Origin of the sequence: Allorhizobium borbori (assembly GCF_014196535.1) — a bacterium.
GTDB lineage: Bacteria > Pseudomonadota > Alphaproteobacteria > Rhizobiales > Rhizobiaceae > Ectorhizobium > Ectorhizobium borbori.
Map to the genome: position 1 here is coordinate 1 of NZ_JACIDU010000008.1, position 22,059 is coordinate 22,059.

A 22,059-nucleotide genomic window follows, 5' to 3' on the forward strand; every position below is an offset into this window, starting at 1 on the left:
AGCCGCCGCGCTACCTCAAGGCCGGCGATACCGTCGAACTCGGAATCGAGGGCCTCGGCACGCAAAAACAGACATTCGTCGCCGATATTTGATTGTGACGCGGAGGCAGCCGCAAGGTTGCCTCCGACGCCATGCGACAAGGGTTTGAGGAGACCCGCATGGCGAGACCGGCTGGGAGGAAGCCATGAAAATCACCGCACTTGAAACCGTTCGCGTTGCCGAGCGCAGCAATCTTATCTGGCTGCTTGTCCATACGGACGAGGGCATTACCGGGTTGGGCGAGACCTTCTTCGGCGCAGAGACGGTCGAGGCCTATGTGCATGAATATATCGCCCCGCGCGTGATCGGCCGCGATCCGCTGGAAATCGACAGGCTGGCAGCCGACCTCGTCGGCTATGTCGGCTTTCGCTCCTCGGGTGCGGAAGTCCGGGGCAATTCCGCCTTCGACATCGCGCTCTGGGACATTTTCGGCAAGGTAACGAGCCAACCCATCGCCCAGCTTCTCGGCGGGTTCACGCGCCGGGAAATCCGCACCTATAACACCTGTGCGGGCACTGAATATATCAAGAAGGCAACAGGCCAGACGACAGCCAATTACGGTCTGGCCGAGGGCCGTGACTATGACGACCTGAACGGCTTCCTGCATCGCGCCGATGAACTGGCACATTCGCTGCTGGAAGAGGGCATCACGGCCATGAAGATCTGGCCATTCGATGCCGCTGCCGAGAAGACGCGCGGGCAATATATTTCACCCGGTGACCTCAAGGCCGCCCTTGAACCCTTCGACAGGATCCGGAAAGCCGTTGGCGACAAGATCGACATCATGGTCGAATTCCATTCGATGTGGCAATTGCTGCCCGCCATGCAGATCGCCAGAGCGCTGACACCCTACGGCACCTTCTGGCACGAAGACCCGATCAAGATGGACAGTCTTGCAAGCCTCAAGCGCTACGCCGAAGTGTCGCCCGCGCCGATTTCGGCTTCGGAAACACTCGCTTCGCGCTGGGGCTTCCGCGATTATCTGGAAACCGGCGCAGCAGGCGTCGTGATGCTCGACATTTCCTGGTGCGGCGGCCTCTCCGAAGCGCGCAAGATCGCCTCCATGGCGGAAGCATGGCACCTGCCGGTCGCGCCGCATGACTGTACAGGGCCGGTCGTTCTGTGCGCATCAACCCACCTCTCGCTCAACGCGCCCAACGCGCTGGTGCAGGAAAGCGTTCGCGCCTTCTACCGGACATGGTATCGGGATCTCGTAACCGCCCTGCCCGAAGTGAAGAACGGCATGATTACCGTGCCACCCGGTCCGGGCCTTGGCATGGAACTGAACCCGGAACTGGACAAGGCGTTTACAGTAAGCCGCCGCCGTTCAACCCTTGAAATGCTCTGAGAAAAGGACGGGAGGAACCATGTCCGCAACCACCCAACCGCCCGCCGCTGGCGGCGCCTTGCCTGCCATCGCCGGCCCGGCGCTGATGCTGGCGGGAATGCTGATGTTTTCACTGAACGACGCCATGGGCAAATGGCTCGTTGCCAGCTACGGCATCGGGCAGGTCATCCTCATCCGCTCGCTCGCCGCCCTCGTCATTCTTGCGCCCTTTCTCTGGAGTGCAGGTCTGAAATCCGTTTTCAGGGTAGAGAGGCCGCTGATGCAGGCGGCGCGCGTATTCTTCTCGACGATGGAGGTATTCGCCTTCTATTTCGCCGTGATGTATTTGCCGCTTGCGGATGTCATGACCTACTGGCTTGCCGCACCGATCTATGTTGCCGCCGCCTCGCCCTTCCTGCTGGGCGAGAAAGTCGGGTGGCGCCGCTGGACCGCGATCGCCATCGGCTTTGTCGGCGTCATCATCGCGCTCAATCCTTCCGAAGCGATCTTCTCGCCGCCGGCGATTATTTCCATTCTCGGCACACTCGCCTTCGCCTTCATGATGATTTCGGGCCGCAGTCTGCGCGGCACACCGGATCGGTCGCTTGTCTTCTTCCAGATTTCAGGCGCCCTGATTGCCGGCGTTCTGGTCGCCCCCTTCGACTGGAGCCCCATCACCTCCACCACTGATCTCGGTCTGCTCTTCCTGCTCGGTATCGTGGCGATGACCGCGCATGTCATGGTCAACCGCGCGCTGAAGATTTCCGACGCCGCCACCGTCGCGCCGCTGCAATACACGCTTTTGCTGTGGGCGGTCGTTTTCGGCTGGCTGTTCTTCGGCGATGTGCCGCACACGGGCATGGTGCTCGGCGCGGCACTGATTGTCGGATCGGGCCTGTTCATCTTCTTCCGCGAACAGCAGTTGAAGAAGCGGGGATAGACCCTCCCCGCTTTCCGAACATCCCTCAGGCCGCCTTGTCCCACACCGGGGCAAGGCCCGGTGGCGAAACGATGCGCCCCTCCGGCTGCGCCAGCGCGTGGATCACCGCCATTTCGGAAGGGGATAGGGCAAAGTCGAAAATCGCGAAATTTTCCGCAGCACGCGCAGCACTCACCGTCTTCGAAAGGGTAATGACACCCTCCTGCTGCACCAGCCAGCGCAGCACCACCTGCGCCACCGATTTTCCATGACCGGCGGCAATCTCCTTCAGCACCGGATCATCGAACACCTTGCCATCCGCCATGCCATAATAGGCGGTGACGGAAAGGCCGGCACGGCGCGCTGCGGCGACCACCGCCGTCTGGTCGAGATAGGGGTGATATTCGATCTGGTTGGTAACGAGCGGAGCCGCACTTAGCCGCACAGCTTCCTGCATCAGCGCGATGGTGAAGTTCGACACGCCGATATGGCGCACCTTGCCCATGGCATGAACGGCATTCAATGCCTCGATCTGCTCTGCAAGCGGCACGGCGTCATTGGGCCAGTGCAGAAGCAGCAGATCGACATAATCCGTCTTCAGCTTGCGGAGACTTTCGTCGACGGAGGTGAGAAACGCCTCGCGCGGGTAGTTCTCGACCCAGACCTTGGTCGTCAGAAACAGATCGCCGCGAGCAACGCCGGAAGCCGCAATCGCTTCACCGAGCTCGGCTTCGTTACCGTAGATCTGAGCGGTGTCGATATGGCGAAAGCCGAGTTTGAGCGCGTGCGGCACGATGTTGATAACGTCGTTGCCGGGCATGCGGAAGGTGCCGAAGCCGATGGCGGGAATGGAGGCGCCGTTTGCGGTGACGGTGTGCATGGTCATTTAATATCCTTTTCTTGTGTGTTTCAGGCCACCCGCCCAAAGGCGGCGTCGGCCTTGGCGGGCCTGTCGAGCAGACCGCTCCAGAGCGTCAGGAGCAGCGCGCCGACGGAAAGCAGTGCGCCGACCCACGGCGTGGCCCCAAGGCCGAGCGGCGAGGCGACGATGAGGCCGCCGAGCCATGCACCGAGCGCAATGCCGAGATTGAAAGCGGCAATATTGAGTGCCGATGCCGTATCCACCGCGCCCGGCCGGAAACGCTGGGCAAGCTGAACGACATAAAGCTGAAGACCCGGCACGGTGGCGAAGGACAGGAAGCCGAGCGCAGCCAGCGTTACCAGAGCGGGCAGCTTTGCCGCCGCGGTGAAGGTGAAGAGGCCAAGTACCACTGCCAGCGCCAGGAAAATGAAGGCGAGCGCCCGCACCGGGTTGTGGTTGGCAATCCGCCCGCCGACGAGATTACCGACCGCAATCGCCACCCCATACAGCACGAGGATGAGGCTGACATGGCCGGCGGCGAAACCGGTAATCGTTTGCAGAATGGTGGCGAGATAGGTGAAGGCAACAAAGGTGCCGCCGTAACCCAGCGTCGTCATGGCAAAGACGATCAGCAGACGGCCGGAGCCCAACACGCTGAGCTGGTCGATGAGCGAGGCCGGCGGCGCCTTGCGGATATTGCCCGGCAGAAGAGCCGCAATGGCGACAAAGGCGACGAGACCGAGCACGGCAACCGCAGCAAAGGTGGCGCGCCAGCCGAAGGTCTGACCGATGAACGTGCCGAGCGGTACGCCGGTGACGATGGCGACCGTCAAGCCCATGAACATCAGCGCGATGGCCGAGGCCCGTCGGTTTTCCGGCACGAGATCGGCGGCGATGGTGGCGCCAACCGAGAAGAAGACGCCATGCGCGAAGGCCGACAGCACGCGGGCGACGAGTAGAACCTCATAATCGGGACTAACGGAGGCCAGCGTATTGCCGGCGATGAACAGCAACATGAGACCGAGCAGCAGCGGCTTGCGGGCAACGCCGCCGGTCAGTGCCGTCAGCACCGGGGCACCGAAGGTAACCCCGAGTGCGTAGACGGAAACGATGAGCCCGGCGAGCGGCAGGGTAATGGTCAGGTCGTTGGCGACCGTCGGCAACAGGCCGACGATGACGAATTCAGTGGTGCCGATCGCATAGGCCGCGATCGTCAGGGCATAAAGGGCAATGGGCATGGTTGATCCTCCGGCCGGCGCGTGGGAGACATCGCCTGCACGTTGACGTTGGGGATATGGGGTTTCGGTGGAACTCAAGATGGGGCATTGCCACTTGAGAATGAAGGCCCATATTATTCCAAGAAGTTGTGACTTGCATTCACATATAACGAAGACGGAGACAAAGCCGGATGGACTATCGAAGCAGCGAAATGGCCGTCTTCAGCGCGGTGGCGGAAGCCGGCGGCTTTTCCGCAGCCGGACGCAGGCTCCATCTCACACCTTCGGCGGTGTCCAAACTTATTGCCCGGCTGGAAGACCGGCTTGGCACGCCGCTCTTCACCCGCTCGACACGGCGACTGCAACTGACGGCGGAAGGTGTGCTTTATCTGGAGCGCGTGCGACGCATTTTGGCCGAAATGGACGAGGCCGACCGGCTGGTTGGCAGCGGCGCGGGTGCGGTACCGCGCGGGCGTCTCAGGGTCAGCGCTTCGGTTGCCTTCGGTGAGTGCTGTATCCTGCCGCTCGCACCCGAATTTCTGGCGCTTTATCCGCAGGTGGAACTGGATATTTCGCTGACCGACGCCGTTGTCGATCTCGTGGACGACCGCACGGATATCGCCATCCGCATTGGCGCGCTGCGCGATTCATCTCTGAAGGCGCGCAAGCTGCTTGAAACCCGTCGTGTCATCATCGCCGCGCCCGAATATATCGAACGCCACGGCCTGCCGCGCGTGCCGCAGGATCTCGCCACCCACAATTGCCTGCGCTTCAACTTCCGCCGCACGCTGGACGAATGGCCCTTTCGCGATCCGCAGACCGGTGCCACCTTCACGGTTGCCATTGCCGGCAATGCGCACGGCAATAACGGCGTCATCCTGCGCCATCTGGCCTTGAGCGGACTGGGCCTCGCCCGGCTCGGCTCCTTCCATGTCGCGGATGACATTGCCGCCGGCCGGCTCGTGGCCATTCTCGAAGATTACAATCCGGGCGACATTGAACTCATTCACGCCGTCTATGTCGGCCATGAGCAACTGGCGCTACGGGTCAGGGCCTTCATCGACTTCATCGCGGACAGGATCGGAAAATCGTAGTTTCTTTCAGCGGGCAAAACGCCGCGCACCCGCCACACAGGCAACGACCGCCAGCGTGGCGAAGACCATGGCCGGATTGACCGCCTCATGGAGCAGGCTGGCCGCCAGCAGCAAGCCGAAAAAGGGTTGCAGAAGCTGCAATTGCCCGACGCCCGCGATGCCGCCAAGCGCAAGCCCGCGATACCAGAAGATGAAGCCGATCAGCATGCTGAACACCGAGACATAGGCAAGTCCCGCCCAGGCACCGGGCGCGATGCCCGCGAAGCTTGCTGGCAGGCTGGCCAACATCACCACTGCCATGAAAGGCAGCGACAGGATGAGCGCCCAGGAAATGACCTGCCAACCGCCGAGCCGCCGGGAAAGCGTCGCCCCTTCGGCATAGCCCAGACCGCAGACAAGAATGGCCGCGAGCATCAATAGATCACCCGCCAGCGACACTTCGCCGCCGCGCAGGACGGCGAAGCCGACCACGGTGGCGCTGCCCAGGCCGGAGAACAGCCAGAACAATGGTTTTGGTCGTTCACCACCGCGCAAGACGCCGAAAATGGCGGTAGCGAGCGGCAGAAGGCCGACGAAAACAATTGAATGGGCAGAGGTCACATATTGCAGCGCCAGCGCTGTCAGAAGTGGAAAACCGACGACGACACCGAGTGCAATCAGCGCCAGCGAGACAAGATCACCCCGCCTCGGCTTCGGTTGGCGAAGAATCAGAAGCAGGACAACAGCGAGGAAAGCGGCAATCACCGCCCGCGCCGAGGTCAGGAAGAGCGGCGGAAAATCCGCCACCGCGATGCGCGTCGCCGGTAGCGATCCGCTGAAGATGACGACACCGGCCAGCCCGCTGCCCCAGCCTTCCAGAGATGTTTTCATGAAATCCTCGCTTTCGCTTCCGGTTTAGGCGGGAGGCACTGGCGGGACCAGCGACACATCCATACAATACGCAGGAACTGTACTGATATGTTGAGCCATACAGACTGCGAGCCATCAGGATGCCATCGAACCCGACCGGAACACGCACAGCCGAAATCATGGCCGCAATCGAAAGCCGGATCGCAGCCCGGCTTCTCGCACCGGGCGACCGGCTCCCCTCGATCCGCCGCTTCGCGGCAACCATGGGCGTCTCACCTTCGACCGTGGTCGAGGCCTATGACCGGCTGGCGGCAGAGGGGTTGATCCGGGCACGGCGCGGCTCCGGCTTCTATGTGGCAGCGACCGGCCAGCCGCCGCTGAAGCTTGCTGATGCCGAAACACCAAAGGCACGGGCGGTCGATCCATTCTGGGTATCCCGGCAATCGCTGGATGCCGATGATACCGTGCCGAAGCCCGGTTGCGGCTGGCTTCCGGCGGACTGGATGCCGAATGAGGCGATGCGGCGGGCGATGCGAGCGCTGGCGCGCGGCAACGAAACCGTTCTTTCCTATTACGGCAGCACGCGGGGCTCGCCTGCCCTTCGCCGCCTCCTGCACGCACGCCTTGTCGAAGAAGGAATCGATGCCGCGCCGGAACAGGTGATGCTGACCGGCTCAGGCACACAGGCGCTCGATCTCATCTGCCGTTTACTGCTCAATCCCGGCGATACCGTCTTGATCGACGACCCGTGCTATTTCAATTTTCAGGCCCTTCTCAAAGCCCACCGCGTCAAGGTCGTTGGCGTACCCTATACGCCGGTCGGGCCAGACACCGCACGTTTCGAGACGGTTCTCGCCGCCGAGCGGCCCCGCCTTTACATCACCAACTCCGCCCTTCACAACCCGACCGGAGCAACGCTTTCACCGCCCGTGGCGCACCGGCTGCTGAATGCGGCCACCCGACACGACCTCATCATTGTGGAGGACGATATTTTCGCCGATTTCGAGCCGGAACCTTCGATACGGCTTGCCGCGCTCGATGGGCTTTCCCGTGTCATCCGCATCGGCAGTTTCTCGAAAACGCTGTCAGCGTCCGTGCGATGCGGCTACATCGCCGCCCGGACGGACTGGATCGAGGGATTGGTCGATCTGCAGATCGCCACGAATTTCGGGGGGCCGAGCCCCGTGTCCGCCGAACTCATTGCCCACATGCTCGCAGGCGGCGGCTATCGCAAGCATATGGAAGAGTTGCGGCTGCGGCTCGTACGGGCACGACGAGACACGACGACGCGTTTACATGATCTTGGGATCGAACCCTGGCTTCAGCCACGCGGAGGCTTCTACCTCTGGTGCCGGCTTCCCGAAGGAACCGATTCCGCCGAACTCGCGCAGACGGCTGTCGCCCGCAATGTAGTGCTTGCCCCCGGCAATGTCTTCAGCCCTTCGCAAACGGCATCCGCCTTCATGCGCTTCAACGTCGCCCACATGGCCGACCCACGCATCCATGCCGCACTGAAGGCAGGGACCAGCCACGCCTGAACAGGGCAGCAGAAGGCCCATGACGGCATACCGCCATGGGCCTCATTTTAGCATTCCGTCCGGCGATTACTTCCGCAGGTCGGCCAGAATCTTCTGCACGCTGTCCACCACATCGGGACCGATATCGGCCTTGTGCTTTTCATAGACGACCTGCGACTTTTCGAGGATGCGCTTGTGTTCTTCCGGCGAGAGCGTGTTGAACTTCACGCCCGCCGCCTGAATCTTCTCCAGCGACGTCTTGTTGAGATCCGCGATCACCGAACGCTCGACATCGCGCCCCACTGCTGCGCAATCCCTCAGCGCCTTCTGCTCGTCGGCGGTGTAGGTGTTGAAGATCGCCTTGGAGAAGAGGAAGAGGAACGGCGTGTAGGCGTGCTTCGTTTCCGAAACATAGGCCTGCACTTCGTAGAACTTGGAGGTGTCGATGGTCACGTAGGGGTTTTCCTGCGCGTCGATCGCCTTGGTTTCCAGCGCGGAGAACACTTCACCGAATGCCATCGGCGTGGCGTTGGCGCCGAAGTTCTTGAAAGTGTCCAGGAACACGTTGTTCTGCATCACGCGAACCTTCATGCCCTCCAGGTCTTCCCACTTGGTTACGGGGCGCTTGGAGTTCGACAGATTGCGGAAGCCGTTCTCCCAATAGGCCAGGTTCACGAGACCGGCATCGTCCAGCTTCTTGTTCAGCATGTCGCCGAATTCGCCGTCCATCACCTTGTAGGCCTCATCGGCACTGGCAAACAGGAAGGGCAGATCGAAGACGCCGAGCGCCGGCACGATGCCGACCAGCGGCGAGGACGAGGTGACGACCGCTTCCTGCACACCGGAACGAAGTGCCTGCGTTGCCTGAAGGTCGCCGCCGAGTGCGCCGCCCCAGAAGGCCGTCAGCTTCAGCTTGCCGCCGGACTTTTCGTCCAGGCACTTCTGCATGGCCTGAATGCCGTTCCCGACGGGATGGTCGGCATTGATACCGTTGGAAACGCGGATGTTGCGGGCATTGAATTCAGCAAAGGCCGGGGCTGCGCCAAGCGTGGCGGCAACGGTGATGAGCGCGGTTGCGGCTTTCAGGATCTTTCTCATGTTCATTCCTCCCAGAGTTACGAGAAAGTTGCGGTCAGAGACAGACTGGCTCAATGAAGCCAGCTTGCCGGTACGAGAACGAGGTCGGGAAACAGGACGAGCAGGAAGAGCACGATCGTTTCCGCAAGCAGGAAGGGCCAGACGCCAGCCGTGACACGTCCCAGCGGAATACGGGCCACGCCGGAGACGACATTCAGCACGACGCCAACGGGCGGAGTGATGAGGCCGATGGAGTTGTTCATGATGAACAGCACGCCGAAATAGACCGGATCGATACCCGCCTGCTTGATGATCGGCATCAGTACCGGCGTCAGGATCAGGATGGTGGGCGTGAGATCGAGGGCCGTTCCGACGACGAGAACGAGGATCATGATCGCGAACATCAGGATCTTCGGATTGTCGATCAGCGGTTCGATATAGCCCGTAATCTCGGCCGGAATATTTGCCGCCGTAATGAGCCAGGACGACACCAGCGCCGCGCAGACAAGGAACATGATAACCGCAGTGGTCTTGGCCGCCGACAGGAATACATGCATCAGATCGGAAACCTTCAGTTCCCGATAAATGAACAGGCCAACAAACAGCGCATAGGCTGCCGCCACGACCGCCGCTTCCGTCGGCGTAACGACACCGGCCTTGATGCCGCCGAGGATGATAACCGGCATGCCGAGCGCCCAGGCTGCACGACCTGTGGCGGTGACGCGCTCCTTCGCCGAAGCCTTCGGCAGCGGCTGCACGTTATCCTTGCGGGCCACGATCAGCCAGGTGATGATCAGCGAAACGCCCATCAGGAAGCCGGGGAAGATCCCTGCCATGAACAGCTTGGTGATCGACACATTGGCGGCGACACCGAAGACGATGAACGCCATGGACGGCGGAATGACCGGAGCAATGATACCGCCGGCAGCAATCAGACCGCCCGAGCGCGGTACGTTATAGCCGGCCTTCGCCATCATCGGAATAAGGATGGCGGCAAGGGCAGCCGTATCCGCCGCCGCCGAGCCGGAAATGGAGGACATGATGAGCGCGGCAACAATTGCGACGATGCCGAGGCCGCCGCGAATATGGCCGACACAGGCAATCGCGAAATCGATGATGCGGCGCGAAAGACCGCCGGAGTTCATCAGTTCACCGGCCAGAATGAAGAAGGGGATGGCCAGCAGGGTGAAGGTATCGGCACCCGCAATCATGTTCTGCGCGATGATCTGCGAGTTGAACATGCCCATGAACCACATGAGCACGACGCCACAGAACATCAGCGAAAAGGCGACGGGAACGCCGACGGCCATGGCTCCCAACAGGGAGCCGACGAAAACGAGAAGGGTCATCAGGTACGCTCCGCCATCTGCTCGAGGGTCAGGTTCTCGCCGGCAAAAGCCGCGATTTCCTCATCGGTGATCCGGCCAAGTGCCAGTCGCACGAGACGTTCGAGCGTAATCAGGAAAATGCCGCCGCCGGTGAACATGCCGATCCCGTAGACCCAGCCCATCGAAAGGCCGGAGACAGGCGCGACCATCGACGCGTTGATCGGAAGCTGGACCCAGGTGCCCCAGAAGAATATGCCGGAGCAAAGCAGGACGATGGCATTCGAGATGCCCATCAGCACCAGCCGACCCTTGCGGCCGAAATGAGTTACAAGGGTTTCAACCCCGAGATGCAGATGTTCGCGGTGTGCCACGATCGCACCGACAAAAGTGATCCAGACGAAGAAGTAACGCGACATTTCCTCGGAAAGATCGATGCCGGAATTCGCCGCATAACGCATCACGACATTGACGAAAACCATCAGCGCCATGCCTGCCAGCATCAGCACCAGAAGGATGTTCAGGAACCGGTAAAAGAGATCGATCAGCGTCTTGATCATGGCGTCACACCTTGTCCAGAAGGCCGCGAGCGGCGAGGTTCTGCATCAGCGCGCGGGTGCCGAATGTCCATTCCGGGCAGGCATTGGAGCGATCCACCCAGTTGACGAGACGACCGAGAAGCGGCGTCGCGATCTCCACGCGATCACCGATCTCGTGGGTGAAGCCCTGGCCCGCACCGCGACGATCCTTCACCGGCGCGAACATGGTGCCGAGGAAGAGCACCGCGCCGTCCGGATACTGGTGATTGCGGTTGCGAAGCTGGGAAACGAGGTTTTCCGGCGAACGGCTGATTGCCTCCATCGGGCTTTCGCCGGTCATTTCAAAACCGTCCGTGCCGCTGACGATGAGCGAGACGCGGACCTTCGACAGCACTTCAAGCGTGAAGGCATCGTGGAACAGGCGAATGAACGGACCGATGGCGCACGACGCATTGTTGTCTTTGGCCTTGCCGAGCAACAGCGCGGAGCGACCTTCCACATCGCGCAGGTTCACGTCGTTGCCGAGTGTCGCGCCGAGGATGGTGCCATCCGAACGCACTGCCAGCACCACTTCCGGCTCCGGATTGTTCCATTCGGAAATCGGGTGAATGCCGACGGTATCGCCACAACCGACGGACGACATGGGCTGTGACTTGGTGAAGATCTCGGCATCCGGACCGATGCCCACTTCGAGATATTGCGACCAGAGGTTCATGTCCTGAAGCAGCGCCTTGACGGCTGCTGCCTTTTCCGAACCGGCCGCCACGCCGCGCAGGCTGTCACCCAGAACCGGCGCCAGCTTTTCGCGAATGGCACGAGCCCGCGACGCGTCGCCCTTCGCCTGCTCCTCAATCACGCGTTCCAGCATGCTGTCGGCGAAGGTCACGCCCGCTGCCTTGACAGCCTGCAGATCGACCGGCGCCAGAAGCGAACCGGCTTCACCATTCAGGAAGGTGTCGAGTGCACCAATGTCCGGAAGATTGGTGGCCGTGGCCAGCGTATCGGCAATGCCGTCAATCTCCAGAAGACCCGCCATGGTGGCCGCCAGTCCCGTCAGATCCAGCACGCGGCCAGCGCGTACCAGAACCGGGCTCGGGCCGTTAGCAGCCTTGGACCAGACGCGTCCGACCAGAATCGCGCTAGTGGCGTCTTCCGGCAAAATGAAATTGCTTGTCAGTGAATGCCTGGTCCCCAAGCTTCCTCCTCCCGCCACGCCTTGCTTCCAGCAATGCATGGCCTCCGTTTGTTTCATCACATGCGGAATGGATTTCGGCGGACGGAACGCGGCTGGACGCACGCCTCCGAAACGCGCATCGCCATGGCGATGCCTTCACTCTCCTCCCGCAAGCGACCCTCCAGTCAACCTGCCTTATTGTCAGGATGTCTGACAACTATGCAAGTGTTTTAATCGCAAGCTTTCCCCCTGTCCAGCGGGGAAGCACCATGTTTGCAAATAACACTGGATAAGTGACGCAAGAGATCGCGCACGACGCAGGACGAGGCCCCCGTCCGGGCATCGCCAACCACAATCCTCTTATTCCGATAACGTGATCAGTAGGTCTCGAGTGTCAGATCAACACGGCTTGCGGCGCCGAGAAGGTGTGCACGCATGGCCTCGCGGGCCGCCTTCGGATTGCGACTGGCAATCGCATTGCGAACCACGACATGCTCATCAATGGTGACGTTGACGATCTCTTCCAGCTCGACCCGTGCGCGGGCAGCGGCGATGGCCAGACTGATCCGCTCGGCAATGAAGCCGATGAACAGGGCGAAATAGTCATTGCCCGTGGCTTCGGCGATCGCACGGTGAAAAGCCAGATCGGCGTCAATGCCTTCATCGGTCCATTTTTCCGAACCCGTCATCCGCGCAAGCGCCTCGTCAATGCGTTCCAGATCGGCTTCCTTGTAATGGACAGCGGCCAGTCCCGCGGCCTCGATTTCCAGCGGTATGCGAAGCTGGAACAGATCGCGGAAACTGTCGCGCTTGAAAAGCTCGCCCTCATCGATGCGGATCGTGCGGCTCTGCCGCTCTGTCACAAAGGCGCCGACGCCCTGACGGGTTTCGACCAACCCTTCATTGCGAAGCTGGGCAATGGCCTCGCGCACCACCGACCGGCTGACGCCGAGCGACTTCGCCAGAAAGTGTTCCGTCGGCAGCTTGTCGCCGGGCTTCAGACGCCCTTCCTGAATATCGCTGCCGATCTGGGCGGCAATACGGGCCGGCAGGTGCTCGTTACGCCTGATCTGACCGAAATCCACCGACATGCCACTTCCTTCCGTTTCACCACCCGTCGCCATGGCAAAGACAAGCCGCGCGGCAACGCCTATCAGCTTTGCCCCGAATCGCCGGTGTAATTCAATTGGCAACCGGCATTCATGACCAAAGTCGGATCAACCGCCGTCTTGATGGCATTGAGAAGCTTGCGCTGAACCGCAGGCAGACGCGCCTCGAAATCAGGCTTCTTGAGGCGACCGATACCGTGTTCGGCGCTGACTGAGCCGCGATAGGTATCGAGAACCGTATTGATGACCGTCTTTGCCTTGTAGATTCGCGCGTCGATCTCGGCGCGCGGCAGATCGCCCGGCGGAAGAACGTTAAGATGCACATTGCCATCACCGACATGGCCGTAGGACACACAGGTACAGTCCGGCAGGGCCTCTGTAACGGCGGCCTCGGCATCGCGCACGAAATCGGCCAGCCGCGACAGGGGCACGGATACATCGGTGCGCAGATGCGGGCCGCGTTTTGCCTGCCCTTCATTCATACCCTCGCGGAAAAGCCAGAGTTTGCGCGCCTGATCGCGGGAATTGGCGATGACACCGTCCACCACGAGTTCGTCCTCCAGCACCGCCCCAAGGAAACGCTGCATCAGATCTTCGATATCGATGAGACCCGAACCGGAAATCTCCATCAGCACATAGGCGGGATAGCCTCCGTCCATCGGCATGGCGAGATCAGGAATGGCTTCGCGCGCCAGCGTAAAAGCAAGCGGCGGCATGAACTCGAAAGCGGACATGAGATCGCAGCAATCACGCCGGGCACGGCGGTACAGCGTGATGGCATCATCCAGCGCATTGAGACCGATGAGCGCCGTTGCCACCTGCTCCGGCTGCGGCATGAGCTTGACGGCAACGGCGGTGATGATGCCCAGCGTGCCTTCCGCGCCAATGAAGAGCTGCTTCAGATCGATGCCGCGATTATCCTTGCGAAGCGTCGAGAGACCTTCGAACACAGAGCCATCCGGCAGCACCACCTCAAGGCCCAGCACCAGTTCGCGTGTCATGCCGTAGCGCAGCACGTTGATACCGCCGGCATTGGTGGAGACATTGCCGCCGATGCGACACGATCCCTGTGCGCCAAGCGCCAGCGGAAAGAACATGCCAGCCTCTTCAACCCTGTCCTTGAACTCGGAGAGGATGGCGCCCGCCTCGACCACCGCGGAGAAATCGTCGGCATCGATGCTGCGGATGCGCGTCATGCGCTCAAGGCTCAGGATCACCTGACTGGCGGGACGATCGGGAATGGCCCCCAGTACAAGCCCGGTATTGCCGCCCTGGGGCACCACGGACAGGCCGAGTGCGGCACAGGCCCTTACACAGGCCGAAACATCCTCAGTCGAACGAGGACGCAGCACAGCCACCGCCCCGGTCGCCACATCGCCGTGCCAGTCGCTGCAATAGCGCGCGACGTCGGCACCGCCCAGAACAAGATCCGCGCCAAGCGCCGCCTCGAGCGCCAAAGCCGGCTGGCCTGGCACTTCCTTCGTTTCGATGCTCATCAATCCTCCCGCCCTCGCCACCAGCGCACATGGCGCAGGAAGTGAGGGATCACTGCATTATTCGGTTTTCAAACGCATGATATAAGGTTATCAGACAACCTTACAAATACTTTTTCGCGCGACGTGCACGGGATGCACGGATTTGAGGTCTTGCGCGGATCGGAGGAGGAAAAGGCATGCATATCCTGATTATCGGCGCCGCCGGCATGGTTGGCCGCAAGCTTACCGAACGTCTCGTGCGGGACGGTGCGCTTGGGGCGAAGCCCGTCAAGAAGTTGACGCTGGTCGATGTCGTCGCGCCGCAGGCACCCGTGGGCTTCACCGGTGAGGTAACGCTTGAAACCGGCGATCTTTCGGCCCCCGGCACGGCGGAAAAACTCATCGCCACGCGCCCTGATGTGATCTTCCATCTGGCCGCCATCGTCTCCGGTGAAGCCGAACTCGATTTCGACAAGGGCTACCGCATCAATCTCGATGGCACACGCTTCCTGTTCGACGCCGTGCGCGCCGCCCATAATACCGATGGCTATTTCCCGCGTATCGTCTTCACGTCATCCATCGCTGTCGTCGGTGCGCCACTGCCCTTCCCCATTCCCGACGAATTCCACCTCACGCCGCTGACCAGCTACGGCACGCAGAAAGCAATCTGCGAACTGCTTCTGTCGGACTACACACGCCGCGGCTTCTTCGACGGTATCGGCATCCGCCTGCCGACCATCTGCATTCGCCCCGGCAAACCGAATGCCGCCGCCTCCGGCTTCTTCTCCAACATCCTGCGTGAACCGCTGGTCGGGCAGGAAGCCGTATTGCCCGTTTCCGACGACGTGCGTCACTGGCACACTTCGCCGCGCTCCGCCGTCGGCTTCCTCATCCATGGCGCAACGATGGACCTTTCGACGGTCGGCCCGCGCCGCAATCTCTCGATGCCCGGCCTTTCCGCTACGGTCGGCGAACAGATCGAGGCACTGCGCCGCGTTGCCGGCGACAAGGCCGTCACCCTCATTCGCCGCGAGCCGAACGAGATGATCATGAAGATGTGCGCCGGATGGGCGCCGGGCTTCGAGGCGAAACGTGCCCGCGAACTTGGCTTCACCGCCGAAGCCTCCTTCGACGAGATCATCCGCGCCCATATCGAGGATGAACTGGGAGGGAGCCTGTGACGCGGAAAATTGCCTTTCTTGGCACCGGCCTGATGGGTGCCCCCATGGTGCGCCGCCTGCTGGGTGCCGGCTTCGACTTGACGGTGTGGAACCGTGACCCCGCCAAGGCCGAAGCACTCCGTGCCGATGGTGCGAAGGTTGCAGCAACCGCCGTTGATGCGGTGAAGGACGCCGAAATCGTTTTCACCATGCTTTCCGATGGCAAGGCCGTGGGCACGGTTCTGTTCGAGGCGGGCGTCGCGGCAGCGCTAAAGCCCGGCGCAATCGTCATCGACACGTCCTCCATCGCGCCGCCGACTGCAAGGGAACATGCGCAAAAGCTGGCCGCACGCGGCATCACCCATATCGACTCGCCGGTTTCCGGTGGAACGGTGGGCGCCGAAGCCGGAACGCTGGCGCTGATGGCCGGCGGCGATGGCCCGACCATTGAAAGCCTGGCGGATGTGTTCGTCGCGCTTGGGCGCGTCACCCATGTCGGCCCCTCCGGCGCGGGGCAGGTGTGCAAGCTCGCCAACCAGCAGATCGTGGCGATCACCATCGGCGCGGTGGCGGAGGCCATGATGCTGGTGGAAGCCGGGGGAGCGGATCGCGGTAAATTTCGTGACGCCATTCGCGGCGGATTTGCCGAAAGCCGTATCCTCGAACTGCATGGCAAGCGTATGGTGGACCGCACATTCCAGCCCGGAGGCCCCTCGCGCCTGCAACTGAAAGATCTCGATGCGGTGGCTTCGATGGCCGAAAGCCTTTCGCTGCGCCTGCCGCTGACGGAAGAGGTGCGCGGTGAATTCCACGCTTTCGTGGCGGATGGTCATGGCGAGACCGATCATTCCGGCCTCCTCATTCATCTTGAAAAGATCAATCACCGCCAACGGGAGGAGAACCGATGAGCGACGACAAGACTTCCAGCCGCCGCCTGCGCTCGCAGGACTGGTTCGACAATCCCGACCACCTCGACATGACCGCGCTCTATCTCGAGCGTTTCATGAATTACGGCACGACACCTGAGGAACTGCGCTCCGGCAAGCCGATCATCGGCATTGCCCAGTCCGGCAGCGACATCAATCCGTGCAACCGCCATCATCTGGACCTCGCGAAGCGCATCCGCGACGGTATTCGCGATGCCGGCGGCATTCCCATCGAGTTTCCCTCCCATCCGCTGTTCGAGAACTGCAAGCGCCCGACCGCCGCACTCGACCGCAATCTGGCCTATATGGGTCTGGTCGAAATCCTCTACGGCTACCCGCTCGATGGCGTGGTTCTGACCACCGGCTGCGACAAGACCACCCCCTCCGCGCTGATGGCGGCCTCCACCGTCGATATTCCGGCCATCGTCTTTTCCGGCGGGCCGATGCTCGACGGCTGGCATGAGGGCGAACTGGTCGGGTCCGGCACCGTGATCTGGCGTTCGCGGCGCAAATATGCGGCGGGTGAAATTACCAAGGAGCAGTTCCTCGATGCGGCGTTGAGTTCCGCCCCTTCCGCCGGCCATTGCAACACGATGGGCACGGCTTCCACCATGAACGCCATGGCCGAAGCACTCGGCATGTCGCTGACCGGTTGCGCCGCCATTCCCGCCGCCTATCGCGAACGCGGCCAGATGGCCTATCGCACCGGCCGCCGCGCCGTGGAACTGGTGCTGGAGGATATCCGCCCGTCGAACATCCTGACGCGCGAAGCCTTCCTCAACGCCATCAAGGTCAACTCCGCCATCGGCGGCTCGACCAACGCCCAGCCACACCTGATGGCGATGGCCAAGCATGCGGGCGTCGAGTTAAAACCCGAAGACTGGCAAGACGAAGGCTACGACATTCCGCTGCTCGCCAATGTGCAGCCGGCGGGCGCCTATCTCGGCGAACGCTTCCACCGTGCCGGCGGCGTGCCTGCCATCATGTGGGAACTGCTCAAGGCCGGCAAGATCGAAGGCTCCTGTCCGACCGTGACCGGAAAGGCGATGGCGGACAATCTCGAAGGCCGGGAATCGAATGACCGCGAGGTCATCAAGCCCTATGCCGAACCGCTGAAGGAACGCGCGGGTTTCCTCGTGCTGAAAGGCAATCTCTTCGATTTCGCCATCATGAAGATGAGCGTCGTCTCGCCGGAATTCCGCAAGCGCTATCTCTCGGAGCCCGGTCGGGAAGGCATTTTCGAAGGCCGCGCCATCGTCTTCGACGGCTCGGAGGACTACCACAAGCGCATCAACGATCCCGCACTGGAAATTGACGAACGCTGTATCCTCATCATTCGCGGAGCGGGCCCACTCGGCTGGCCGGGTTCGGCCGAGGTCGTGAACATGCAGCCGCCGGATCACCTCATCAAGCGTGGCATTCTGAGCCTGCCGACCATCGGCGACGGTCGCCAGTCCGGCACCGCCGACAGCCCGTCCATCCTCAACGCCTCGCCGGAGAGTGCGGCGGGCGGCGGTCTTGCATGGGTGAGAACCGGCGACACGATCCGCATCGATTTCAACCATGGTCTTTGCGACATGCTGGTGGACGAAACCGAAATCGCGCGGCGCAAGAGCGAAGGCATTCCGGCGACACCGGCAGACGCCACCCCCTGGCAGATGATCTACCGCCAGACGGTGACACAGCTTGCCGACGGGGCGACGATCCGCGACGCGGACAAGTTCCGTCAGCTTTCAAAAACGCCACCGCGCCATAATCACTGAACAACAAGGGCAAGAGGAAACACATCATGGCTTTCACCCCCCATGGCAAGCATCTGGTCGCCGGTGAATGGATCGGGACGGACAATACCTTTCAGAGTGAGCCCGCCCATGGCGAGGCGCACGCCTTTTCCGTGGGCACCGTCGATCTCGTAAACAAGGCAGCGGAAGCCGCCGAGGAGGCCTTCTGGTCCTTCGGCTACTCCACCCGCGAAGAGCGCGCCGCCTTCCTCGACACCATTGCCGATGAAATCGAGGCGCGCGCCGAGGCGATCACCGCCATCGGCACCTCCGAGACGGGCCTGCCCGCTGCCCGCCTCGAAGGCGAACGTGGCCGCACCACCGGCCAGCTTCGCCTTTTCGCCAGCCACATCCGCAAGGGCGAATATCTCGACCGCCGCCACGACGAGGCCCTGCCGAACCGCAAACCGCTGCCGCGCCCGGACATTCGCCTGATGCAGCGCCCCATAGGCCCAGTCGCCGTCTTCGGCGCATCGAATTTCCCGCTGGCCTTCTCAACCGCCGGCGGCGATACGGCTTCCGCACTCGCGGCCGGCTGCCCGGTTGTCGTCAAGGGCCATTCCGCCCATCCCGGTACCGGTGAAATCATTGCAGAAGCGGTGCATGCGGCGATCGGCAAGCACAAGCTGCACCCCGGCGTCTTCTCGCTCATCCAGGGCGGGCGGCGCGATGTCGGCACGGCACTCGTCACCCATCCGCTGATCAAGGCCGTTGGTTTCACCGGTTCGCTGGCCGGCGGACGCGCACTGTTCGATCTCTGCGTCTCGCGTCCCGAACCGATCCCCTTCTTTGGCGAACTCGGTTCCGTGAACCCGATGTTCCTCCTTCCGGAAGCGGTAAAGGCCCGCGGCGAGGCCATCGCCAAGGGCTGGGCCGGCTCACTCACCATGGGAGCGGGCCAGTTCTGCACCAATCCGGGCATCGCCGTCATTCTTTCGAACCAGGCCGATGCCTTTGCAGAGACCGCCCGCGCCGCGCTTTCCGAGGTCGGTCCGCAGGTCATGCTGACGGATGGAATTGCCAAGGCCTATCGCGACGGGCGCGACCGTGTTGCAGCCGGGGCCGGCGTCAGGGAAATTCTGACCTCCACCTGCAACCTGCGCAACGCCACGCCCTATCTTTTCCGTGTCACCGCGAAGGACTGGCTGGCCAACCACGCACTTTCGGAAGAGGTGTTCGGCCCGCTCGGCCTTATCGTCACGGTCGAGAGCACCGAAGAGATGGTCGCCGTCGCGAAAAGCTTCGAAGGCCAGTTGACGGCAACGCTGCATCTCGATGATGCCGATGTCGGTCTTGGCCGCAAGCTTCTGCCGGTTCTTGAGCGCAAGGCAGGCCGCGTTCTCGCCAACGGCTTCCCGACCGGTGTCGAGGTCTGTGACGCAATGGTGCATGGCGGCCCCTACCCCGCCTCAACCAATTTTGGCGCAACCTCGGTCGGCACCATGGCCATTCGCCGCTTCCTGCGGCCCGTATCCTACCAGAACATTCCCGAGGGCGTTCTTCCCGAAGACCTCGCCTGACAATCGAAAAGGCCGCCCACCGGGCGGCCTTTTTTGTTGGGCGCTGGAGTAGCGACGGATCAATAGACCTTGTCGCCCACCGGGCCTTCCACCGGCTTGGCGGCATGGAACGCAGCAAGCTGCTTCTCGCAGGCGGAGGCGAGCAGCATGACATCGATGCCGATGGCGATGAACTGGGCGCCCTGCTGTTCGTAGCGCTTGGCAAGCGCGGCATCGCCGGTCAGGATGCCGGGCGCCTTGCCATGCGCGCGGATGCGGGTGAAGGCATCGGCAATCGCCGCCTGCACCGGCTCGGAGCCCGAACGGCCGAGATAGCCCATATCAGCCGCGAGATCGGCGGGACCGATGAAGATACCGTCGATACCGTCGAGCGCCGCGATTTCATCAAGTGCGGCCAGCCCGGCGCGACTTTCCACCTGCACCAGAAGGCAGATTTCCTCATTGGCGGTTTCGAGGTAATCGGGAATACGGCTGTAATCGGAAGCGCGCGCCATGGCGGCCCCCACGCCGCGCACGCCATGCGGCGGATAGCGCGTGGCCTTTACCAGCGCTTCGGCCTGCTCCCGGCTTTCGACCATCGGAATGAGCAAGGTCTGGAAGCCGACATCAAGCAGCTTCTTGATGATCCAGGTTTCGCCGATGGGCGGGCGAACAATGGGGTGGCTCTTCGAGTGCATGGCCGCCTGATACTGCTCGGAAAGCATGGGAATGTCGCTCGGCGCGTGTTCCCCGTCGATCAACAGCCAGTCGTAACCCGTACCGGCGCAGATCTCCACTGCATAACCGGTGGTCAGCCCCTGCCAGAGGCCGATCTGCACCCGCCCCTCCTTCAGCGCCTGCTTGAACGTGTTCTTCGGGGCGGGCATGTGTCTCTCCTTCTCGAGTGTCAGACAACCTGATGGCCATTCTAGGCTGAACGACCATCAGGCGAAAAGCCGGTTTCGGGCGAATCCGTCCGTTTCTGAGATTATCCCAAACTCTTGCCGTAGCGGGCGAAACTTTCAGGCAGCGGCGTCGTGCTGGCGCCCGGCTGTTGCGGCCTGAGGAACACGCCGTCCATAACGTTGGAGGGCTCGTGGAAGTGGTCTTTGATCCACGGAATATATTCCAGAATGGTCGAGGCCGGGTGCCAGTAGCTCAGATGCACATGCACCTGGCTCATTTCACCGGCATGGGGCACCACAGGCAGACGGTGCGCCAGCGCCAGATCGGCCACCTGAATATATTCGGTAATGCCGGCCAGACGCGTCACGTCCGGCTGCACATAATGCACCGCGCCGGCGGCGATGAAGGCCCGGAACGCATCGACGGTGTAAAGCTGCTCGCCTAGCGCGACGGGGATCGCAGTGTTGCGGGCAAGGGCTGCGTGGCTGGCAATGTCGTCATACCACATCGGCTCCTCGAACCAGTAGATATTGAGGTCGCGGGCCTTTTCGCAGAAGCGCTGGCACGTCGGCAGGTCCCATTTTCCGTTTGCGTCGATGGCGATGCGCACAGCACCGCCGAGCCGCTGGCGAACGGCGGCAAGACGGTCAATGTCGACATTCGGATCGTCATGGCCGACCTTGATCTTTATGCGGGTGAACCCGTCTTCTTCAACTGCCCGCGCTGCCCCCGCGAGAAGCGCGTCCTTCGAAAAGGACAACCAGCCAATGTCGGTATTATAGGCTTCGAGCCCTTCGGTCCGCGCGCCGCCCAGAAGGCTCCAGAGTGGTTGCCCCGCCTTCTTGGCTTTCAAATCCCACAGCGCCACATCCACCGCCGCAAGCGCCAGATGCGTGATGCCGGCGCGACCTACCCATTGCAGCGAGGGGTAACGGGCAAGCCTGGTCCAGAGCCGCTGATGGTCGTTGGCGTCCTCACCGATCAGAAGCGGGGCATAGCAATCGCGAATGCAGGCGGTAATGAGCCGGTCGGATGGCAGATGCGCATGGGTGCCCGTGAAGCCGTACCCCTCCAGCCCCTCGGCGGTGGTGATCTTGGTGCCGACGACACCCCAGTGGGTGATCGAGTGGGTGGAATCCGAAATGGAATCCGACGTCAGCGGCAAGTGCAGAATGAACGGTTCAACGGATGTGATCTTCATGGTGGGGCTCCTCCTCCCGGCTGGTCACGTCGGCAGCAAACGGAACAAGTTGTCCGACAAGCC

General features: G+C 62.0%; 19 protein-coding genes and 1 pseudogene. 9 read left to right on the plus strand and 11 right to left on the minus strand.

Going from position 1 to position 22,059, the window contains the following annotated elements:
• The 3 genes and pseudogenes from GGQ66_RS10895 to GGQ66_RS10905 all read left to right on the plus strand — a co-directional run.
• Window positions 1-92 (plus strand): annotated as a pseudogene (locus GGQ66_RS10895) (2-hydroxyhepta-2,4-diene-1,7-dioate isomerase); the annotation flags it as partial.
• Between the two features lie 92 nt (window positions 93-184).
• Window positions 185-1,387, plus strand: a complete 1,203-nt coding sequence (locus tag GGQ66_RS10900) for a mandelate racemase/muconate lactonizing enzyme family protein (RefSeq protein WP_183792383.1) — start codon at window positions 185-187, stop codon at window positions 1,385-1,387.
• A 19-nt stretch (window positions 1,388-1,406) separates the two neighbouring features.
• A complete protein-coding gene (locus GGQ66_RS10905) occupies window positions 1,407-2,306 on the plus strand; it encodes a DMT family transporter (RefSeq protein WP_210287239.1) in 900 nt (299 codons plus the stop codon).
• A 25-nt stretch (window positions 2,307-2,331) separates the two neighbouring features.
• On the opposite strand, the gene GGQ66_RS10910 is transcribed toward GGQ66_RS10905, so the two are convergent.
• Both GGQ66_RS10910 and GGQ66_RS10915 read right to left on the minus strand, forming a co-directional pair.
• Window positions 2,332-3,165 carry an aldo/keto reductase gene (locus tag GGQ66_RS10910; RefSeq protein ID WP_183792749.1) on the minus strand — a complete coding sequence of 278 codons (834 nt, stop codon included), beginning with the start codon at window positions 3,163-3,165 and terminating at the stop codon, window positions 2,332-2,334.
• 29 nt (window positions 3,166-3,194) lie between these two features.
• The gene (locus GGQ66_RS10915; protein WP_183792385.1) at window positions 3,195-4,385 is read right to left on the minus strand and encodes an MFS transporter; all 1,191 of its coding nucleotides are present in this window, start codon (window positions 4,383-4,385) and stop codon (window positions 3,195-3,197) included.
• A 170-nt stretch (window positions 4,386-4,555) separates the two neighbouring features.
• Here GGQ66_RS10915 and GGQ66_RS10920 point away from each other — a divergent pair, with 170 nt between their 5' ends.
• Window positions 4,556-5,458, plus strand: a complete 903-nt coding sequence (locus GGQ66_RS10920) for a LysR family transcriptional regulator (RefSeq protein ID WP_183792387.1) — start codon at window positions 4,556-4,558, stop codon at window positions 5,456-5,458.
• Window positions 5,459-5,464: 6 nt separating this feature from the next.
• On the opposite strand, the gene GGQ66_RS10925 is transcribed toward GGQ66_RS10920, so the two are convergent.
• Window positions 5,465-6,328 (minus strand): DMT family transporter, encoded by an 864-nt coding sequence (locus tag GGQ66_RS10925; protein ID WP_183792389.1) that lies wholly within the window; start codon window positions 6,326-6,328, stop codon window positions 5,465-5,467.
• Window positions 6,329-6,486: 158 nt separating this feature from the next.
• Here GGQ66_RS10925 and GGQ66_RS10930 point away from each other — a divergent pair, with 158 nt between their 5' ends.
• Window positions 6,487-7,845 (plus strand): aminotransferase-like domain-containing protein, encoded by a 1,359-nt coding sequence (locus tag GGQ66_RS10930; protein WP_237358882.1) that lies wholly within the window; start codon window positions 6,487-6,489, stop codon window positions 7,843-7,845.
• A 66-nt stretch (window positions 7,846-7,911) separates the two neighbouring features.
• On the opposite strand, the gene GGQ66_RS10935 is transcribed toward GGQ66_RS10930, so the two are convergent.
• The 6 genes from GGQ66_RS10935 to GGQ66_RS10960 form a co-directional block, all read right to left on the minus strand.
• Complete coding sequence (locus GGQ66_RS10935) at window positions 7,912-8,922, minus strand: TRAP transporter substrate-binding protein (RefSeq protein ID WP_183792393.1); 1,011 nt, start codon at window positions 8,920-8,922, stop codon at window positions 7,912-7,914.
• 50 nt (window positions 8,923-8,972) lie between these two features.
• A complete protein-coding gene (locus GGQ66_RS10940) occupies window positions 8,973-10,250 on the minus strand; it encodes a TRAP transporter large permease (RefSeq protein WP_183792395.1) in 1,278 nt (425 codons plus the stop codon).
• The gene (locus tag GGQ66_RS10945) at window positions 10,250-10,783 is read right to left on the minus strand and encodes a TRAP transporter small permease (protein ID WP_370686337.1); all 534 of its coding nucleotides are present in this window, start codon (window positions 10,781-10,783) and stop codon (window positions 10,250-10,252) included. Before GGQ66_RS10945 ends, GGQ66_RS10940 begins: the two co-directional genes overlap by 1 nt.
• 7 nt (window positions 10,784-10,790) lie before the next feature.
• The gene (locus GGQ66_RS10950) at window positions 10,791-11,960 is read right to left on the minus strand and encodes a fumarylacetoacetate hydrolase family protein (protein WP_237358883.1); all 1,170 of its coding nucleotides are present in this window, start codon (window positions 11,958-11,960) and stop codon (window positions 10,791-10,793) included.
• A 356-nt stretch (window positions 11,961-12,316) separates the two neighbouring features.
• A complete protein-coding gene (locus GGQ66_RS10955) occupies window positions 12,317-13,030 on the minus strand; it encodes a FadR/GntR family transcriptional regulator (RefSeq protein ID WP_183792398.1) in 714 nt (237 codons plus the stop codon).
• 62 nt (window positions 13,031-13,092) lie between these two features.
• Window positions 13,093-14,544, minus strand: coding sequence for an FAD-binding oxidoreductase (locus tag GGQ66_RS10960; protein WP_183792400.1), 1,452 nt, complete (start codon window positions 14,542-14,544; stop codon window positions 13,093-13,095).
• 176 nt (window positions 14,545-14,720) lie between these two features.
• Between GGQ66_RS10960 and denD the strand changes: the two genes are divergently transcribed.
• Genes denD through GGQ66_RS10980 form a run of 4 tightly spaced genes read left to right on the plus strand, consistent with a single transcriptional unit; the run spans window position 14,721 to window position 19,910 of the window.
• Entirely contained in the window at window positions 14,721-15,704 is a 984-nt protein-coding gene (gene denD / locus GGQ66_RS10965; protein WP_183792402.1) for a D-erythronate dehydrogenase, read from the plus strand.
• Window positions 15,701-16,591 carry an NAD(P)-dependent oxidoreductase gene (locus GGQ66_RS10970; RefSeq protein ID WP_183792404.1) on the plus strand — a complete coding sequence of 297 codons (891 nt, stop codon included), beginning with the start codon at window positions 15,701-15,703 and terminating at the stop codon, window positions 16,589-16,591. Before denD ends, GGQ66_RS10970 begins: the two co-directional genes overlap by 4 nt.
• The gene (locus GGQ66_RS10975; RefSeq protein WP_183792406.1) at window positions 16,588-18,372 is read left to right on the plus strand and encodes an IlvD/Edd family dehydratase; all 1,785 of its coding nucleotides are present in this window, start codon (window positions 16,588-16,590) and stop codon (window positions 18,370-18,372) included. Before GGQ66_RS10970 ends, GGQ66_RS10975 begins: the two co-directional genes overlap by 4 nt.
• A gap of 26 nt (window positions 18,373-18,398) precedes the next feature.
• Window positions 18,399-19,910, plus strand: coding sequence for an aldehyde dehydrogenase (NADP(+)) (locus GGQ66_RS10980; protein WP_183792407.1), 1,512 nt, complete (start codon window positions 18,399-18,401; stop codon window positions 19,908-19,910).
• Between the two features lie 59 nt (window positions 19,911-19,969).
• On the opposite strand, the gene hpaI is transcribed toward GGQ66_RS10980, so the two are convergent.
• Complete coding sequence (gene hpaI, locus GGQ66_RS10985) at window positions 19,970-20,776, minus strand: 4-hydroxy-2-oxoheptanedioate aldolase (protein ID WP_183792409.1); 807 nt, start codon at window positions 20,774-20,776, stop codon at window positions 19,970-19,972.
• 101 nt (window positions 20,777-20,877) lie between these two features.
• Window positions 20,878-21,996 (minus strand): mandelate racemase/muconate lactonizing enzyme family protein, encoded by a 1,119-nt coding sequence (locus GGQ66_RS10990; protein WP_183792411.1) that lies wholly within the window; start codon window positions 21,994-21,996, stop codon window positions 20,878-20,880.
• Window positions 21,997-22,059: the final 63 nt, after the last annotated feature.

Bases quoted from the DNA above. Each gene is read 5' to 3' on its own strand.
- GGQ66_RS10900 (WP_183792383.1), top strand. From the start codon at position 185: ATGAAAATCACCGCACTTGAAACCGTTCGCGTTGCCGAGCGCAGCAAT.
- GGQ66_RS10905 (WP_210287239.1), top strand. From the start codon at position 1,407: ATGTCCGCAACCACCCAACCGCCCGCCGCTGGCGGCGCCTTGCCTGCC.
- GGQ66_RS10910 (WP_183792749.1), bottom strand. From the start codon at position 3,165: ATGCACACCGTCACCGCAAACGGCGCCTCCATTCCCGCCATCGGCTTC.
- GGQ66_RS10915 (WP_183792385.1), bottom strand. From the start codon at position 4,385: ATGCCCATTGCCCTTTATGCCCTGACGATCGCGGCCTATGCGATCGGC.
- GGQ66_RS10920 (WP_183792387.1), top strand. From the start codon at position 4,556: ATGGACTATCGAAGCAGCGAAATGGCCGTCTTCAGCGCGGTGGCGGAA.
- GGQ66_RS10925 (WP_183792389.1), bottom strand. From the start codon at position 6,328: ATGAAAACATCTCTGGAAGGCTGGGGCAGCGGGCTGGCCGGTGTCGTC.
- GGQ66_RS10930 (WP_237358882.1), top strand. From the start codon at position 6,487: ATGGCCGCAATCGAAAGCCGGATCGCAGCCCGGCTTCTCGCACCGGGC.
- GGQ66_RS10935 (WP_183792393.1), bottom strand. From the start codon at position 8,922: ATGAGAAAGATCCTGAAAGCCGCAACCGCGCTCATCACCGTTGCCGCC.
- GGQ66_RS10940 (WP_183792395.1), bottom strand. From the start codon at position 10,250: ATGACCCTTCTCGTTTTCGTCGGCTCCCTGTTGGGAGCCATGGCCGTC.
- GGQ66_RS10955 (WP_183792398.1), bottom strand. From the start codon at position 13,030: ATGTCGGTGGATTTCGGTCAGATCAGGCGTAACGAGCACCTGCCGGCC.
- GGQ66_RS10960 (WP_183792400.1), bottom strand. From the start codon at position 14,544: ATGAGCATCGAAACGAAGGAAGTGCCAGGCCAGCCGGCTTTGGCGCTC.
- denD (WP_183792402.1), top strand. From the start codon at position 14,721: ATGCATATCCTGATTATCGGCGCCGCCGGCATGGTTGGCCGCAAGCTT.
- GGQ66_RS10975 (WP_183792406.1), top strand. From the start codon at position 16,588: ATGAGCGACGACAAGACTTCCAGCCGCCGCCTGCGCTCGCAGGACTGG.
- GGQ66_RS10980 (WP_183792407.1), top strand. From the start codon at position 18,399: ATGGCTTTCACCCCCCATGGCAAGCATCTGGTCGCCGGTGAATGGATC.
- hpaI (WP_183792409.1), bottom strand. From the start codon at position 20,776: ATGCCCGCCCCGAAGAACACGTTCAAGCAGGCGCTGAAGGAGGGGCGG.
- GGQ66_RS10990 (WP_183792411.1), bottom strand. From the start codon at position 21,996: ATGAAGATCACATCCGTTGAACCGTTCATTCTGCACTTGCCGCTGACG.